The organism is Brucella sp. NBRC 12953, assembly GCF_040369775.1.
In the GTDB taxonomy this organism is placed as follows: Bacteria; Pseudomonadota; Alphaproteobacteria; order Rhizobiales; family Rhizobiaceae; genus Brucella; species Brucella pseudogrignonensis.
The window spans coordinates 514,188-531,173 of the sequence record NZ_BAABSV010000003.1 but is presented as its reverse complement, the minus strand read 5'-3'; the positions used below and the strand labels follow the sequence as shown (position 1 = coordinate 531,173).

Genomic DNA, 16,986 nt, shown 5'->3' with positions numbered 1-16,986 from the left:
AATGGACGCTTAGTGAACAACAAATGAGGAAACACCATGGCAAAAAAGACACACAGACGCATCTATTTTCGTCATGGTAAAAAAATTATTAACAATCTTCCGCGATGCTAACATTCTGGCAACACCAACAGGTACTGCTTCATAAATTACTAAATTTCAATAAGTTAAAGAGTTTTAGCGGCTCGCAAACCGGCCGGATTGGGCATCAAAATGGTCATCTGCGTCGTCGCGACCCTTGCCAGCTATTGACGCCACATCGATGCCATATTCCTTCAATTTTCGGTACAGCGTGGTCCGACCGATGCCTAAACGGCGCGCTACTTCACTGATTTGGCCATCGTAATGCGCAATTGCGAAGCGGATCATCTCTTCTTCGGTCGCAGCAAGCGTACGAACTTCGCCGTCCCGTGTCGTGCCGCTGATCGCGCCCGAACTTGATATTTCGCTGTTCTGAAGCGACGTTCCACCGTCCGTAGACTGTCCACGAACAATACCTGTATCGAGACCCATATGTCGGAAATGTCGAACCGTTAACGCATGTTCATCGCACAGAAGTACGGCATGATAAATTGCATTTTTCAGTTCCCGAACATTGCCGGGCCAATCGTAGGTCTTCAGCCCCTCAAGTGCATAGGGTGTGATGCCCGTAATATGCCCCAGCCGTTCTTCGCTGGCAAAATGCATCAGAAACTGATGGGCGAGGATTGGAATATCCTCAATGCGATTTCGCAACGACGGCATCTCAATCGAAAACGATGAAATGAGATGATAAAGCCCGGGATGAAACCGGCCCATATGCACAAGCTCGGCCAAGGAATGACTGTTTGAAGCAATGACGCGTGTGTTGGCCAAAAGATCGGCACTTTCACCAGCGGTCACATATTGCGAGGCTTGCATGAGTTCAAAGAGACGAAGCTGCGTGCGATAAGGCAGCGCGCTGATCTCATCAAAGAACAAAGTTCCGTTCTGCGCCTCTGCGATTTTACCCGCAATCTGGATTGGCGTCTCAACGGAATTGATTGGTCTTGCTCCTGAATGCCCGAAGAGCAGTTGGTCGGCATTGCTTTTTGCAAGAGAACGGCAATCGATGGCGACAAAAGGGCCCTGCCAACGTGTTCCACCACTGCTGATAGCCCGCGCCAGAGTTTCCTTGCCTGTGCCGACTTCGCCTTCGATGAGCAATGGCGTATCAAGCGGCGTCACACGTCGCGCCAGCATGGCCACTTTCTCCATTTCCGGGCTCTTCGTCACCATATCGGAAAGCAGAATATGTGATTTCTGCGAGGAACGCGTGCGCTTGAGTTCCTGTGTCAGCGAATCGAGTTTGAAAGCATTGGCAACCGATACCTGCATTCGCTCGAACACGACGGGCTTGGTCATAAAGTCGACGGCGCCCAGTCTGATAGCCTGCATGGCTTTTTCGAGGTCATCGTTCTGCACCAACACGATAACGGGAATATTAATGCCCGCTTCACGCATTTTTGTAAGGACGGCGCAGCCATCCATGTCTGGCATGGTCAGATCGAGAAGTATAAGCGCAATGTCCTTGCGGGTGCTGATGAAACCGAATGCACTCGTGCCACCATCTGCAAGGATGGTCCTGTGCCCCATGCGCAGCACAGCCGTTTCAAGGCTGCGGCGTTGTATCGGATCATCATCCGCTATAAGAATACGCGTACTCATGGGTGCTTCACTACCAGTGGTATATGTCTCGGAACATCCCAATATCTAGTATGTGTCATATTTCGGGCGCGTCATTTGGAGCATCGTTCCTTATGAAAGCAAGCCCTCATGCATACACATTTACGCATCATCCTCAGAATAGTTCTGTGATCCAGGATAGCGCCTTGCCCCTTGGCGTCTTGAAAAAGACATGCGAGAAGAGGGCAACAGGAGAATGCTATGACCTTTGCCATGAACCGTTTTTCAAAGTCTGTCACGCTCGACACTATGCCTCATATGCCAGCCGGTGATACCGGAACTGCCACGAAGGCCGACCTTGGAAAGCTGCCCGAGTGGAACCTGGCTGACCTCTACCCCTCTGCCGAGAGCGCTGAACTGAAAGCTGATCTCGAAAAGGCGGCAAAGGATGCAGCCGATTTTGAAACCCGCTGGAAGGGCAAACTCGGTGAAGAAGCGGCAAAGGCCAATGGCGGAAATTTTGCTGATGCGATCAAGGAATATGAGGGTCTAAGCGAACTCATGGGCCGCATCGCTTCCTTCGCGGGCCTTTATTACTACGGCGACACCACCGATTCCAAGCGCATGAAATTGTTCGGTGATGTGCAGCAGAAGCTGACTGACGCCAACACGCCGCTGATTTTCTTCAGCCTCGAAATCAACCGCATTGATGACGACGTGCTTGAAAAGGCGATGGCCTCCAATCCCTCGATCGGCCACTACCGCCCATGGCTGGAAGATTTGCGCCTCGACAAGCCATATGAGCTTGACGACAAACTGGAACAGCTTTTCCACGAAAAGTCGATCACCGGCTACAGCGCCTGGAACCGCCTGTTTGATGAAACCATGTCGAGCCTGCGTTTTGAGATCGATGGCGAAGAACTGGCCATCGAGCAGACGCTCAACATGCTGCAGGATGCAGATGGTGCTGTGCGCAAAAAGGCATCGGAAGCGCTCGCCAAGACTTTTAGCGCAAACCTGCGCACTTTCACGCTGATTACCAATACGCTGGCCAAGGACAAGGAAATCTCCGACCGCTGGCGTGGTTTTCAGGACATTGCCGACAGCCGCCATCTTGCCAATCGCGTTGAACGTGAAGTTGTCGATGCGCTCAGCAGTGCCGTCGAAGCTGCCTATCCGCGTATTTCGCACCGCTATTATGCGCTGAAAGCCAAGTGGCTCGGCCTTGAAAAGCTGGAGAACTGGGATCGCAATGCGCCGCTGCCGGAAACACCGCAGGCGCTGATCTCGTGGGATGAGGCGCGCGAAACCGTGCTTTCCGCCTATGGCAACTTCGCGCCTGAAATGGCCGAAATCGCCAAGAAGTTCTTTGACAAGAACTGGATTGACGCGCCGGTGCGTCCGGGCAAGGCGCCGGGCGCTTTTGCGCATCCAACCGTGCCTTCCGCTCATCCTTATGTGCTGCTCAACTATATGGGCAAGCCGCGCGATGTGATGACACTTGCGCACGAGCTTGGCCATGGCGTGCATCAGGTGCTGGCCGGCGAACAGGGTGCGCTGATGGCATCCACGCCACTCACACTGGCGGAAACGGCTTCCGTTTTTGGCGAGATGCTCACGTTCCGCTCGCTGCTTGAACGCACCACCAACAAGCGCGAACGCAAGGCCATGCTGGCTCAGAAGGCCGAGGACATGATCAATACGGTCGTGCGCCAGATCGCTTTCTACCAGTTCGAGCGTCGTGTTCACACCGAGCGCCGCGAAGGCGAACTGACATCAGAGCGTATCGGCGAAATCTGGATGGACGTGCAACGCGAAAGCCTTGGCGATGCGGTCAATCTCAATCCGGGTTACGAAACCTTCTGGACCTATATTCCGCACTTCATCCATTCGCCGTTCTACGTCTATGCCTATGCTTTCGGCGATTGTCTGGTAAACTCGCTTTATGCCGTCTACCAGAACTCGGAAAAAGGCTTCCAGCAGAAGTATTTCGACATGCTGAAAGCGGGTGGCACCAAGCACCACAAGGAACTGCTGGCGCCATTTGGCCTTGATGCAACTGATCCGGATTTCTGGAGCAAGGGCCTGTCGGTGGTGGAAGGTATCATCGACGAACTCGAAGCCATGGAAGACTGAGCAAATTCGTGACCCACAAGGGTTTGAATAGGGGTTTGAATAGGCCGCAAATCCTTTTTCGGGATGACAAGGCGGGCCGCGATGTTTTATTCGCGGCTCCGTCTTCGATTATCCGTGCCGATACACCAGATACCTTCGAAGCAGCATGGGAAGCCATGCAACGCGCCCACGAAGCGGGCAAATGGCTTGCAGGCTACCTCTCCTATGAGGCGGGCTATCTTCTTGAACCCAAACTGAAAGAGCTTCTGCCGGAAAATCGCAAAGCCCCCCTTTTATGCTTTGGTGTCTTCGATGGCCCATCAGACGAAGCCTTGCACACGCGCAGCGATGACAACATCACCTACCTGCGTGAACCGGTCACCCAATGGTCGCTTGAAGATTACCAGCCGAAGTTTGCACGCCTTCACCAGCATCTGCGCGAAGGCGATTGCTATCAGGGCAATCTGACCTTTCCGGTTCATGCTGAATGGGACGGCGATCCGCTCGTGCTGTTCAACACGCTCGCAAAGCGTCAGCCCGTTCGCTATGCGACCTATTGCGATCTCGGTGGCCCGATCATCCTGTCGCGTTCGCCCGAACTCTTCTTTGAAGTGGATGGCGAAGGCTTTATCGAAACCCATCCGATGAAGGGCACCATGCCGCGCGGTGCCACCCGTTTTGAGGATGAGGCGAACCGCCAGTTTTTGATGAACGATCCCAAAAATCAGGCGGAAAACCGCATGATTGTCGATCTCCTGCGCAATGACATTTCACTGGTCAGCGAAGTCGGATCACTTGATGTGCCTGAAATTTTCCGGGTCGAAACTTATCCAACCGTTCACCAGATGATCAGCCGCGTGCGTGCAAAGCTTAAAGACAATCTGCCGCTGCGCGCGATTTTTGCGGCACTTTTCCCATGCGGTTCCATTACCGGCGCGCCGAAAATCAGCGCGATGGAAATCCTACGCAGGCTGGAAACCGGCCCGCGCGACATCTATTGCGGCTCGCTTGGCTGGATCGAGCCGGGTGGACGTATGCGGTTCAATGTTGCCATCCGCACGATCTCGCTTCTTGAGCAAAATCGTGCAATCTTCAATGTCGGGGGCGGTGTGGTCTTCGATTCCACAGCGCAAGCGGAGTATGAGGAATGTCTTCTGAAAGCACGGTTCGCGACGGGACAGCGACCAGCCATGCGGACCCAGACTATCAGCTGATCGAGACCATGCGCTGGGAGCCTCTTTCGGGTATCCTGCGTTGCGATCTTCATATGGCGCGGCTGGAAAACTCCGCGAGAGAGCTTGGCTTCCGTTACAACATGGAAACGGTGCATAAGAAGATCGCCGAGATCAGCGCCGGGGACAGCCCGCTCAAACTGCGCCTGACCCTTGCTCCGGACGGTCTCGTCGAGATTGCGGCTTTTCCTTATGAGCCGTTGCAGCCACAGACTGTCTGGCGCATCGCAGTGGCAGAAACGCGTCTGAAGCACGATGATGCCTTGCTGCGCCACAAGACCACGCGGCGTCAGGCCTATATTTCGGCCCGTGAAGAATATTCGTCAGCCGAGGTGGATGAAGTCATTCTGCTCAACGAACGCGACGAAGTGTGCGAAGGCACCATCACATCGATTTTCCTCGATATTGGCGGCACTACCTGTGTCACCCCCGCCCTTTCCTGCGGCCTGCTCGATGGTGTTCTGCGGCGCGAACTTCTGAACAACAGCGTGGTTCAGGAAGGCGTTGTGACGGTGGATGATCTTAGCCGCGCGCGCAACATTCTTGTCGGCAATTCATTGCGTGGAATGATCCGCGCTCAGCTGGTTACGATATAAATTCGTTAAACACGTATTCATGTCATAGGGTTGTGACGTTTCTTTCTTTCTATGAACCTGTGCTATCGTTGCGAAATTAGCAGTTCTTAAAATAGGGAATTGTGCAACGCTGTAGCTTTACAGCAGGAGAGAGAAAGAAAATGGCGAAAGCGAAATGGCCAGTCTATGGCGAAATTACCGGCTCTGTCATCATGATCGGCTTTGGCTCGATCGGGCGCGGTACCCTGCCACTGATCGAACGCCATTTCAAATTCGACAAATCCCGTCTGGTCGTCATTGATCCATCTGAGAAGAACCGCAAGATCCTGGATGACAAGGGTATCCGATTCATCAAGGACGCGATCACCAAGGACAATTACAAGAAGATTCTTGGGCCTCTGATCAAGGAAGGCGAAGGCCAGCCTTTCATCGTCAATCTGTCGGTCGACACCGGATCGCTCGATCTGATGCGCTACAGCCGCGAACAGGGCGCACTCTATATTGATACGGTTGTCGAGCCATGGCTTGGTTTCTATTTTGACACCGAAGCAGACAATGCTTCGCGCACCAATTATGCGCTGCGCGAAACCGTTCGCGCTGAAAAGAAAAAGAATCCGGGCGGCCCGACCGCTGTTTCCTGCTGTGGAGCAAATCCCGGCATGGTGTCGTGGTTTGTGAAAAAAGCGCTCGTTGATCTCGCAGGCGAACTCAAGCTTGAGTTTGAAGAACCAGCAGCCGATGACCGTCAGGGCTGGGCGAAGCTTATGAAGAAAGCCGGCGTGAAGGGTGTTCATATCGCTGAACGCGACACCCAGCGCGCCAAGGAGCCGAAGCCGTTCGACACCTTCTGGAACACATGGTCGGTGGAAGGCTTTATTGCTGAAGGCTTGCAGCCTGCCGAACTCGGCTGGGGCACTCATGAAAACTGGAAGCCTAAAAACGCCCGCAAGCAGAAGAAGGGCAACAAGGCTGCGATCTTCCTTGAACAGCCCGGCGGCAATACCCGCATTCGCACCTGGTGCCCGACCCATGGCGCGCAGTACGGCCTGCTTGTAACCCACAATGAAGCAATTTCGATTGCCGACTTCTTCACTGTGCGCAGCAAGAAGGGCAAGCTCGAATACCGCCCGACCTGTAACTACGCCTATCATCCGAGCAATGTCGCCATTCTCTCGCTTGACGAAATGTTTGGCGGCAGCGGACGTGCGCAGGCGGTTCAGCATGTGCTGGAAGAAGACGAAATTCTCGACGGCTCGGATGAGCTGGGCGTCCTGCTCTATGGTCACGACAAAAACGCCTATTGGTATGGCTCGCAGCTGAGCGTCGAAGAAGCCCGCAAACTCGCGCCTTATCAGAACGCAACGGGCTTGCAGGTTTCGTCTTCTGTTCTGGCGGGCATGGTCTGGGCTTTGGAAAACCCTGAAAGCGGCATCGTCGAAACCGACGAAATGGACTATCGCCGCTGCCTTGAAGTGCAGCTGCCATATTTGGGGCCGGTCAAAGGCTATTATACCGACTGGAACCCGCTGGAAGGCCGTGGTGTCCTGTTCGACGAAGACCTCGACACCAAAGACCCTTGGCAATTCCGCAACATTCTGGTGCGCTAAAACAAACGGGATTGCCCGGCCTTTGCCGGGCAATTTCGATTGCGGCAGTTTCGCAACATTTTGGCTATCGTCGTCAAAGGGGCTTGTAATCGTGTAAATTTCCATACATCACACGAGAAACACTCTTATGGAGAAAATGGACATGAAACGCTTCCGCATCATTGGCTCTACGGCAATCGTATCGCTCGCGCTTGCAGGTTGTGTGGCAACCGGCCCTGGCGGTGGTGGCAATGTCCCTGTCGTCAATCGCGCGCCATCCGGTATCGACGGCGCATGGGTTGATCCGAACGGTATCGTTTCATCCTTCAATGGCGGCATTTTCGAAACCCGCTCGACCGACACCAACGAGAAGCTCGCAGAAGGTAACTATCGTTACCAGTCACCACAGCTTGTCGAAATCGACATGCGCTCGATCGTGCGTGGAACGTCGTCCCGCGTAAACTGCGCTCTCGTGGCACAGAACCAGCTGAACTGCACCTCGTCCGCAGGATCGCGTTTCTCGCTGACCCGTCGCGGCTAAAACCTTCTGATTACCCGTTCCAGACGGCATACGCTTTTAGCGTGTGCCGTTTTTTTATGTGATACTTCCGTAATCTTCAGACAATTCAACTGCCTTAGTCATTGTTAGGATTGTAATTTGCCTTTTTTTCTCTAGTTTTCCGGCAAAGCAGGAGTCGGAATATGAGTGAGACGGATAAAGTGATCGCCACCCCAGCCAGCCATGCTGTAAAGCAACCCAAAGTCGGTGTCTTGCTTGTTAATCTCGGCACGCCGGACGGCACTAGCTATGCCCCGATGCGCCGTTATCTGGCCGAGTTTCTCTCGGATCGCCGCGTGATCGAATGGCCGCGTCTATTCTGGTATCCGATCCTGTATGGCATTGTGCTCAACACGCGCCCGAAGCGCTCTGGCGCACTCTATGACCGCATCTGGAACCGCGAGAAAAATGAATCGCCGCTGCGCACCTTTACCCGTGCGCAAGGTGAGAAGCTTGCGGTCTCTCTGAAAGATCATCCGAATGTCATCGTCGACTGGGCCATGCGCTATGGTCAGCCTTCGATTGAGGAAGTGACGGATCGGCTGCTGAAACAGGGCTGCGAACGCATCGTGATGTTCCCGCTCTATCCGCAATATTCGGCAACGACCACCGCTACCGTAAATGACAAATTCTTTGAAGTGCTGATGAAAAAGCGCTTCATGCCGGCTGTCCGCACGATCCCTTCCTATGAAGTGGAGCCTGTCTATATCGAGGCGCTCGCGCAGTCGATCGAGAAGCATCTGGCAACGCTTGATTTCAAGCCGGAAGTGATCCTCGCTTCTTATCACGGAATCCCGAAAAGCTATTCCGACAAGGGCGATCCGTATCGCGCACAATGCCTTGAAACTTCGCGGCTTTTGCGCGCTCGTCTTGGAATGGACGACAAGCAGTTCCGCTCGACTTTCCAGTCGCGTTTCGGACCGGAAGAATGGTTGCAGCCATACACCGACGAAACTCTTGTAGAACTGGCAAAGCAGGGCATAAAATCCGTTGCGGTTCTCAATCCGGGCTTTGTGGTGGATTGTCTGGAAACGGTCGATGAAATTGGCCACGAAGCGGCAGAAGAGTTTCATGAGGCTGGCGGCGAGAATTTCAGCCATATACCATGCCTCAACGATAGCGAAGAAGGCATGAAGGTTATCGAAACACTTGTCCGTCGCGAGTTGCAGGGTTGGGTTTGATTGAAGGGGTTTGAATAATGACTGGTTTTGACATCACGCTGCTGATTTTAGCCGCACTTGTGCTTGCAACGCTTTTTGCTGGCATCAAGACTGTGCCGCAGGGCTACAACTACACAGTGGAGCGCTTTGGCCGCTATACCCGCACGCTGATGCCGGGCCTCAATCTCATTGTGCCTTTCTTCGACCGTATCGGCGCACGGCTTAACATGATGGAACAGGTGCTCGACGTTCCAACGCAGGAAGTCATCACCCGCGATAACGCCATTGTCGGCGTCGATGGCGTGGCCTTCTATCAGGTGCTCAATGCAGCACAAGCCGCCTATCAGGTTGCCAATCTGCAATATGCAATCCTGAACCTCACCATGACCAATATCCGTACCGTCATGGGCTCGATGGATCTCGATGAACTGCTGTCCAACCGCGACGCGATCAATGATCGTCTGCTGCGCGTTGTCGATGAAGCAGCCCATCCGTGGGGTCTCAAAATGACCCGCGTTGAAATCAAGGATATCAATCCGCCTGCCGACATCGTCACCTCGATGGCCCGCCAGATGAAGGCGGAACGCGACAAACGTGCGCAGGTTCTGGAAGCTGAAGGCGACCGTAATGCGCAGATCTTGCGCGCTGAAGGCCAGAAGCAGTCGCAGATCCTCGAAGCGGAAGGCAAACTGGAAGCCGCCAAGCGCGAAGCTGAAGCGCGCGAACGCCTTGCAGAAGCTGAAGCCAAGGCAACGACGCTGGTTTCCGACGCCGTTGCAAACGGTAATGTTCAGGCACTCAACTACTTCGTTGCGCAGAAATACACCGAGGCACTCGGCAATATCGCCAGTGCCAAGAACCAGAAAGTGGTTCTGATGCCGCTTGAAGCAAGCTCGCTGATCGGCTCGCTGGCTGGTATCGGTGCGATTGCCAAGGAGGTGTTTGGCGATGGCAGCCATCCGGTTGACCCAACACCGGCTGCACCTGCTGCACGCACGCGCAGCGTTCCTACCACTCGCAGCTAAAACAGGCAGGGCGTCATGATCATCAATTTCCTGTCACAACTTGGGCTCTGGGGCTGGTTCGTTTTAGGACTTGTCCTGCTCATTCTGGAAATTCTGGCGCCCGGCATCTTCTTCATCTGGTTCGGCCTTGCGGCCCTCGTAACCGGCGTCTTTGCTTTTCTGCTGGGTTCGGTCTTGGGCTTTGGCTGGCAGCTGCAGATCGTCCTGTTTCTGGTGCTGGCCGTCATTTTCGTGCTGGCAGGACGCCGCGTTTTTGGCTCCAGCGACCGTCAGGATGAGCCTTTGCTCAATCGTCGCGGCGACCAGCTCGTCGGCCAGCGCGCCACCCTTGCGGAACCTATCGTCAACGGTCGCGGCCGCATCCGTATCAATGATACAACATGGCGCATCAAAGGCCCGGACTTACCCGCAGGTACTGAGGTGCATATCGTGTCGTTTGACCCGATCACGCTTGAGATGGAAGTGGCAGAGTAAGGCAGTAAGGCAGTAAGGCAGTAAGGCAGTAAGGCAGTAAGGCAGTAAGGCAGTAAGGATAGTGATCCTGCTTGCAGTTTAATGCCGCAAGGCCAGATCAAATCCGCAGCAAAAACATATTGCCCTACTGCCTTACTGCCCTATTCCCCTAACCTCAAGCCACCCCAATCCGCAGCAGATCGTGGAAGTGAACGAGGCCAATTGGGCGGTTGTCTTCAACAACGATCAGCGCGCCGATATGCTTTTCATTGATGAGGCTGAGTGCTGCGCTCGCCAGCAAATTCTTATCAATCGTCCTTGGCTTCCGCGTCATGATGTCATCAACGGTCAGCTCTGAAAGATTGCGGCTCAGATTGCGCGAAATATCACCATCAGAGATAAAGCCTGCCAACTGACCGTCCTGATCGACAACGATCACACAGCCAAAACTCTTCTGCGCCTGCACCTTCATAGCGTCCGGCATCAATGTACCCACATTGACCAGTGGCAGACGGTCACCCTTATGCATGATCTCACGCACATGGACGAGACTTGCACCGAGCGAACCGCCCGGATGGAAGGTTTTGAAGTCTGTCGGACTGAAACCACGCGCTTCGAGAAGCGCGATTGCAAGTGCATCGCCAATGGCCAACTGCATCATCGTTGATGTAGTCGGCGCCAGACCATGTGGACAGGCTTCCTGTGCCTTTGGCAGCAACAACACGACATTCGCGGCACGTCCAAGAGCCGATTCCTCGCCTGCAGTAATTGCGATCAGCGGAATGCGGAAGCGCTGCGAATAATTGACGATGCCCTTGAGTTCCGCCGTTTCGCCCGACCACGAAATTGCGAGAATGACATCATCCGTACCGATCATGCCGAGATCGCCGTGATTGGCTTCCGCCGAATGCACGAAGAAAGCGGACGTACCAGTCGATGCAAAAGTTGCGGCAAGCTTGGTGCCAATATGCCCGCTCTTGCCCACGCCAGTCACCACGAGACGGCCCTTCGAGGCAACGATCGTCCTGACTGCTTCCGCAAATGGTGCAGCAAGGCCGTTGTTCAGCGCATCTTCAAGCGCTACGAGGCCCGCATTCTCGGTCTTGATGGTGCGCAGAGCCGAGGCAATCGAATCCTCCGCAGGCGCGGCTTCATGTGTCGTGTCGAGCTTTGTCATGACGCCAACGGTTAGCGCCTTCGCTGCTGCTTGTCCAAGCATTTGTTGACGCACAATAACGACGCTCAAAACGCAATCGTCAATAAAGAATTAACCATGTCCGTTTACCGTTCGCTTACCACGTTGCAACGGTTTGAAGACAATATGCTTTTTGCCAATATCCCATCGGGCGGACCATCGCCTTTTGCCCGCAGGCTGAGAAGCCTGTTGCTGGCAGGGGTCGCCCTGGCAATCAGCAATTCGATTGCATTTGCGCAGGATACGCAGCTGCGCGGCGATCTGGACGAAGACGGTAATCCTCCCATTTCCTCGTCAGAACAGAACGCCAATCGCGATATTGATCCTGCAAATCCGAATGCGCCTGCACAGGATAATCTTGCAGACGATTCCTACACGCCTCCCGCACCGCCTCAGCCCATTGAACCGGCGCAGGCAGCAACGATTGCCGAAGAAGAAGCACCACGCTTCCTTGCCACCGACAATATGCCCGTCAGCGCGGCCACAACGGAAGAGCAGGACGAAACCGGTCGCGCGCGTCGTGAGAACCTGCCCGCGCTCCCCGAACAGGGTCGCCGTGCAACACAGGAAGCCGATCCATTCGCGCCAATCGGCATTCGTGCGGGCACGTTTGTATTGCGTCCGACACTCGAACAGGGCATTCGCGCCACCACCAATGGTGACAACAGCTCGACCGGCTCCAGCGCCGTGCTGTCGGAAACAACTCTCCGCCTCAATGCAGAATCGGATTGGGGACGCCATCAGGCGAAAATCGATGCTTCCGGCACGATGAGCAAATCAATCTCCGGGCAGGACGTGTCAGAACCTCGCGTCGATGTTCAGGGCAATCTGCGTTTTGATTTGAGCGACCAGACAACCGTGAATGCGGGCGCGGGCTATAAGCTGCGCCGTGAAAGCGCATCAAGCCCGAACGGCGTCACGGACGCTTTGAAGCGACCGCTCGTTCATACCATCAACGGCAGCCTCGGAATCGAACGCGACACCGGCCTGCTTTTTGGCCGTGCGACGGGTCGCGTCGAGCATGAAATCTATGGCGATGCGGAATTGTCTTCCGGGGGCACGGTCAGCCAGAAGGACCGCGACAATACCTATGCCAGTGTGACGTTGCGCGGCGGCTTCAGCATTTCACCGGCACTCAAGCCCTTTGCCGAAGTCGAACTCGGCAAGCGCATGTTCGATGATCGCGTGGACAGCAATGGCTATGAGCGCAGCGGCTCACAATATGCGGTGCGCGGCGGTCTGATGTTTGATCGCGGCGAGAAATTCAACGGCGAATTCTCGGCTGGCTTCATGCGCGTTAACAGCGATGATGCGCGCCTCTCCGATATTAGTGGGCCGTCATTGGCTGCGAGCATCAACTGGTCGCCATTGCGCGGCACTGATGTTCAGCTTTTTGCGCAAACCACCGTCGATACATCGACGACGCCGGGAGTCGCCGGGGCGCTTCTGCATTTCGCAAGTATCGAAGTGAAACGCCAGGTGAGATCCGATCTTAGCCTGAACGGCAAGCTTGATCTCAATGTCCGCGACAACAAGGACGGCACCGGCACGGATTACACAGTCGGCGCCCAGATTGGCGCGACATACTGGATCAACCGCTTTGTCGGCATTGACGCACGACTACGGCATGAGTTTCAAACCAGCCAGATTTCTTATCGCGAGTACCACGCCAACAGCATTTATGTCGGCATGAAAATACAGCGATAAAACATGCGCAAAAAAGGACGGCTTGCGCCGTCCTTTCTGTTTTCAGTCCCACTTCAGTGCCAGTCCGTCCGGGCTGACGATGCGCCCATCTGTCTTGGCAAGCGCGTGGATTGCCTGCATTTCTGCGTCACTTAAGGCGAAGTCGAAGATGGCGAGGTTTTCTTTGATCCGCGCTTCGCTGACGGTCTTCGACAGTGCAATCACCTTATCCTGCTGCACCAGCCAGCGAAGAACCACCTGAGCAACCGACTTGCCATGGGCGGCAGCAATGTCCTTCAACACCGCGTCGCCGAACACCTTGCCGTCAGCCATGGCATAATAGCCGGTGATCGACATGCCTGCAGCGTGAGCCGCTTCAATGACGGCCTGCTGGTTCAGATATGGGTGATACTCAATCTGGTTCGTCACTAGTGGCAGATCAGACAGTGCCTTTGCTTCCGCCATCAGAGCCGTGTTGAAGTTGGACACACCGATGTGACGCACCTTGCCAGCCTTTGCCACTTCATTCAGCGCGCCGATCTGCTCGACAAGCGGCACGGCTTCATTTGGCCAGTGCAGAAGCAGAAGATCGACATAATCAGTCTTCAGCTTGGCAAGGCTTTCATCAACGGAATTGATAAAAGCTTGGTGCTTGTAATGATCGACCCAGACCTTCGTGGTGAGGAAGATATCGCCACGCTGAATGCCAGAGTTGAAAATGGCTTCGCCGACTTCTGCTTCGTTGCCATAGATCTGGGCTGTATCGACATGGCGAAAGCCAGCCTTGAGCGCATAGGGAACAATGCGCAGCACATCTTCGCCGGGCATACGGAAAGTGCCAAGGCCGAGAGCCGGGATGGTGGCACCATTTGTTGTTACGTTATGCATAGTCATTCCTCTTATTTTCAAGCCGTTGCGACGCGGGTTTCAGTGCGGCGATCAAGCACGCCGCTCAAAACTGTGAGGCCAAGAGCACCCGCGACGAGAATTGCACCAACCCAAGGGGTTGAGATGAGACCGAGCTGGCTTTCGACCACCATGCCTCCGAGCCAGGCGCCAAGCGCAATGCCGAGATTGAACGCTGCAATATTCAACGCGGAAGCGACATCGACAGCCCCCCGGACGGTGTTCCTTGGCAAGCTGCACCACATAGAGCTGCAGGCCGGGAACATTTGCGAATTGCAGGAAGCCGAGGGCCGCAAGCGTGATCAGCGTGAAGAGCGGCGACACAGCACTAAAGCTGAACAGCACCAGCACAATCGCTTGCAACAGGAACAGAACAGTCAGCGCACGCACCGGATCGGCGTTTGAAATGCGTCCACCGACGATATTGCCGATGGCAATGGCAATGCCATAAAGCACGAGAATGTAGCTGACGGAATCTGCGGAAAAACCGGTAATATCTTGCAGGATCGGGGTGAGATAGGTGAAGGCCACAAACGTGCCACCATAACCAAGTGCGGTCATGCCATAGACAATCAGCAAGCGACCGGAGCCCAGAACACGCAGCTGATCCATGAGCGATGCTGGTTCAGCCTTTGGCAATGCACGCGGCAGAAGTGCTGCAATACCGACGAGAGCCACAAGGCCGATAGCCGAAACAGCCCAGAAAGTTGCACGCCAGCCAAAGTTCTGGCCGATCCATGTGCCGAGCGGCACGCCGGTAACGATTGCAACTGTCAGGCCCATGAACATCATGGCGATAGCCGAAGCGCGTTTGTTTTCCGGCACGAGATCAGCCGCGATGGTGGCACCGACCGAGAAGAAAACGCCGTGCGCAAAGGCAGACAGCACGCGCCCGACCATGAGGATTTCATAGCTTGGGGCGGAAGCGGCAACCATGTTGCCAGCGATGAACAGCGCCATCAGGCCGAGCAGCAATGGCTTGCGTTCAAGACGACCGGTCAGGGCCGTGAGGATTGGAGCGCCAAAGGTGACGCCAAGCGCATAAACGCTGACGATCAATCCGGCGAGCGGCAAAGTGATATTCAGATCCGAAGCGACCGTCGGCAGCAAGCCAACGATCACAAATTCGGTCGTCCCGATCGCATAGGCAGCGATCGTAAGAGCAATGAGAGCGACAGGCATGGGAGGAGTTCCTGTTGTTTAACTTTGTCTCCATATCGCTCTCTGGATATCAAATGATAAGAGTGATAATCTTGCATATAACTATTCATCAAATTCACAGGTGATGCTTTGGATAACCGCTTCGGTGAAATGGAAGTCTTTGCGCGCGCAGTGGCAACGGGCAGCTTTTCCGCTGCCGCCCGTCAGCTCAACATGACACCATCAGCGATCAGCCGTCTTGTCTCGCGGCTGGAAGATCGCTTGCAGGTGCGTCTGCTGGTGCGGTCCACCCGCAGTCTGACGCCGACACCGGAAGGTGAAATCTATCTGGCGGAAGCGCGCAGCCTGCTCGACCGGCTGACCGAAATGGAGGCGCGCATCACCGATGGCGCAAAGGCAGCAGTGCGCGGCCCTTTGCGTGTCAGTTCGACGGTCGGCTTTGGTGCAACGGTCATCATGCCGCTGGTGCCTGAATTTCTGAAACTATATCCGGAGGTCGAGCTGGATATTACCCTAAACGACAGCATTATCGATCTCTGGCAGGAGCGAACCGATCTTGCGATCCGCTCTGGCGTCTTGAAGGATTCGGCGTTAAAAGCCCGCCCCATCACGCTGATGCGGCGGCTGGTCGTTGCCTCTCCTCTTTATCTGGAAGAGCACGGCACGCCACAGAGACCGGAAGACCTCAAAACGCATAATTGTCTGCGCTATAATTTCCAGCCGAGCGAATGGGAGTTTGCCGATCCTGAAACGGGCCATAGCATTCGACAGGTGGTTTCCGGCAATTTTCTTGGCAGCGACGGCACGATCTTAAGACGCATCTGCCTTGAAGGCGGCGGGCTGATGAAGACCGGAGAGCATACTGTTGCCGATGATCTGGCAAGCGGGCGACTGGTGGAAGTGCTGGCCGCATGGTCGCCTGCGGAACCTGAGAAAATCCATGCGGTTTTCCCCGGCCACCCTCACCTCGCCGCGCGTATCCGTGCCTTTATCGACTTCCTTGCGGCAAAACTCTGATTTAGAGCGCATCCGAAAAGTGTGAAACGGTTTTCGGGATGCGCGTTAAAGTGAGAAATTGGAGCGCATCGGGCCAGCCATGCGTGAGAGAATGCCGTCTTTAAGAACCAAGCGATGAAACAGTGCGGCCAGTATGTGGGCGACAATCAACACGCACAGAACCCATGAAAGCAGGCTGTGCAGCGCATTTGCGGGTGCCATCATCCATTCCACTTTCTCGCCCGTTGCAGGGACAATATTGATGCCCCATTGCTCGCGTCCTTTACCGCTGCCATAGGCGCGAAACAGTGCCAGAGCCGGAATGGCGAACAGCAGCACATAGAAAGCATTATGTGCAATGCGCGCCAGTTTGCCCATCAACCCTGCTTGATGCGGCGGGCGCTGATTGCGATTGATGAATGCCCAGATGCCACGCACGACAACCAACACAATCGTCAGAAACCCGACCGTTCCATGTGCCGGACCGAAAACCCGGATGGCATCAAGCACCAGTGAAGGGCCAACCATTTTCCACGAAAGGATCATCACAAACTGCCAGAGCAGAATATAGGCCATTGCCCAATGTAGAATCCGGCTCACAAGCCCGTATCGCTCCGGAGAATCCATCCAGAGCGGCGTGTTCGTATTCATCAGATTATCCCTTTCGGCCAAAGAACGCACAAAGGACGCTCCGAA

At 54.8% G+C, this 16,986-nt stretch carries 14 protein-coding genes and 1 pseudogene; 10 read left to right on the top strand and 5 right to left on the bottom strand.

Features of this window, described 5'->3' with window-relative positions; all coding sequences use genetic code 11:
- Nucleotides 1-174: 174 nt before the first annotated feature.
- A complete protein-coding gene (locus tag ABWV94_RS09860) occupies nt 175-1,683 on the bottom strand; it encodes a sigma-54-dependent transcriptional regulator (protein WP_079213193.1) in 1,509 nt (502 codons plus the stop codon).
- A 219-nt stretch (nt 1,684-1,902) separates the two neighbouring features.
- On the opposite strand from ABWV94_RS09860, the gene ABWV94_RS09855 reads away from it, so the two are divergent.
- The 8 genes from ABWV94_RS09855 (at nt 1,903) to ABWV94_RS09820 (ending at nt 10,367) form a co-directional block, all read left to right on the top strand.
- Nucleotides 1,903-3,777, top strand: a complete 1,875-nt coding sequence (locus tag ABWV94_RS09855) for a M3 family oligoendopeptidase (RefSeq protein WP_502905162.1) — start codon at nt 1,903-1,905, stop codon at nt 3,775-3,777.
- Nucleotides 3,778-3,812: 35 nt separating this feature from the next.
- On the top strand, nt 3,813-4,970 hold the full coding sequence (locus ABWV94_RS09850) for an aminodeoxychorismate synthase component I (protein ID WP_502905161.1): 1,158 nt from the start codon (nt 3,813-3,815) through the stop codon (nt 4,968-4,970).
- Nucleotides 4,904-5,584, top strand: coding sequence for an aminotransferase class IV family protein (locus ABWV94_RS09845; RefSeq protein WP_105519308.1), 681 nt, complete (start codon nt 4,904-4,906; stop codon nt 5,582-5,584). Before ABWV94_RS09850 ends, ABWV94_RS09845 begins: the two co-directional genes overlap by 67 nt.
- A gap of 140 nt (nt 5,585-5,724) precedes the next feature.
- Nucleotides 5,725-7,170 carry a homospermidine synthase gene (locus ABWV94_RS09840; RefSeq protein WP_353413455.1) on the top strand — a complete coding sequence of 482 codons (1,446 nt, stop codon included), beginning with the start codon at nt 5,725-5,727 and terminating at the stop codon, nt 7,168-7,170.
- A gap of 142 nt (nt 7,171-7,312) precedes the next feature.
- The gene (gene omp10 / locus ABWV94_RS09835; RefSeq protein ID WP_007877140.1) at nt 7,313-7,690 is read left to right on the top strand and encodes an outer membrane lipoprotein Omp10; all 378 of its coding nucleotides are present in this window, start codon (nt 7,313-7,315) and stop codon (nt 7,688-7,690) included.
- 161 nt (nt 7,691-7,851) lie between these two features.
- Complete coding sequence (hemH, locus tag ABWV94_RS09830) at nt 7,852-8,889, top strand: ferrochelatase (protein ID WP_353413453.1); 1,038 nt, start codon at nt 7,852-7,854, stop codon at nt 8,887-8,889.
- Between the two features lie 17 nt (nt 8,890-8,906).
- Complete coding sequence (locus ABWV94_RS09825; RefSeq protein ID WP_064321396.1) at nt 8,907-9,893, top strand: SPFH domain-containing protein; 987 nt, start codon at nt 8,907-8,909, stop codon at nt 9,891-9,893.
- Between the two features lie 15 nt (nt 9,894-9,908).
- Nucleotides 9,909-10,367 carry an NfeD family protein gene (locus ABWV94_RS09820; protein WP_113159614.1) on the top strand — a complete coding sequence of 153 codons (459 nt, stop codon included), beginning with the start codon at nt 9,909-9,911 and terminating at the stop codon, nt 10,365-10,367.
- A 154-nt stretch (nt 10,368-10,521) separates the two neighbouring features.
- Here the strand turns inward: ABWV94_RS09820 and ABWV94_RS09815 are convergent, their stop codons facing one another.
- Nucleotides 10,522-11,523, bottom strand: coding sequence for a KpsF/GutQ family sugar-phosphate isomerase (locus ABWV94_RS09815; RefSeq protein WP_064322498.1), 1,002 nt, complete (start codon nt 11,521-11,523; stop codon nt 10,522-10,524).
- A 144-nt stretch (nt 11,524-11,667) separates the two neighbouring features.
- Here ABWV94_RS09815 and ABWV94_RS09810 point away from each other — a divergent pair, with 144 nt between their 5' ends.
- On the top strand, nt 11,668-13,248 hold the full coding sequence (locus tag ABWV94_RS09810) for an outer membrane beta-barrel protein (protein WP_353413544.1): 1,581 nt from the start codon (nt 11,668-11,670) through the stop codon (nt 13,246-13,248).
- Between the two features lie 42 nt (nt 13,249-13,290).
- On the opposite strand, the gene ABWV94_RS09805 is transcribed toward ABWV94_RS09810, so the two are convergent.
- Both ABWV94_RS09805 and ABWV94_RS09800 read right to left on the bottom strand, forming a co-directional pair.
- Entirely contained in the window at nt 13,291-14,115 is an 825-nt protein-coding gene (locus tag ABWV94_RS09805) for an aldo/keto reductase (RefSeq protein WP_353413450.1), read from the bottom strand.
- A gap of 17 nt (nt 14,116-14,132) precedes the next feature.
- Nucleotides 14,133-15,315, bottom strand: a pseudogene (locus ABWV94_RS09800) (MFS transporter).
- 108 nt (nt 15,316-15,423) lie between these two features.
- Between ABWV94_RS09800 and ABWV94_RS09795 the strand changes: the two are divergent.
- Nucleotides 15,424-16,311 carry a LysR family transcriptional regulator gene (locus ABWV94_RS09795; protein ID WP_353413448.1) on the top strand — a complete coding sequence of 296 codons (888 nt, stop codon included), beginning with the start codon at nt 15,424-15,426 and terminating at the stop codon, nt 16,309-16,311.
- Between the two features lie 45 nt (nt 16,312-16,356).
- Here the strand turns inward: ABWV94_RS09795 and ABWV94_RS09790 are convergent, their stop codons facing one another.
- Nucleotides 16,357-16,941, bottom strand: coding sequence for a cytochrome b (locus ABWV94_RS09790; protein ID WP_353413446.1), 585 nt, complete (start codon nt 16,939-16,941; stop codon nt 16,357-16,359).
- Nucleotides 16,942-16,986 lie beyond the last annotated feature (45 nt).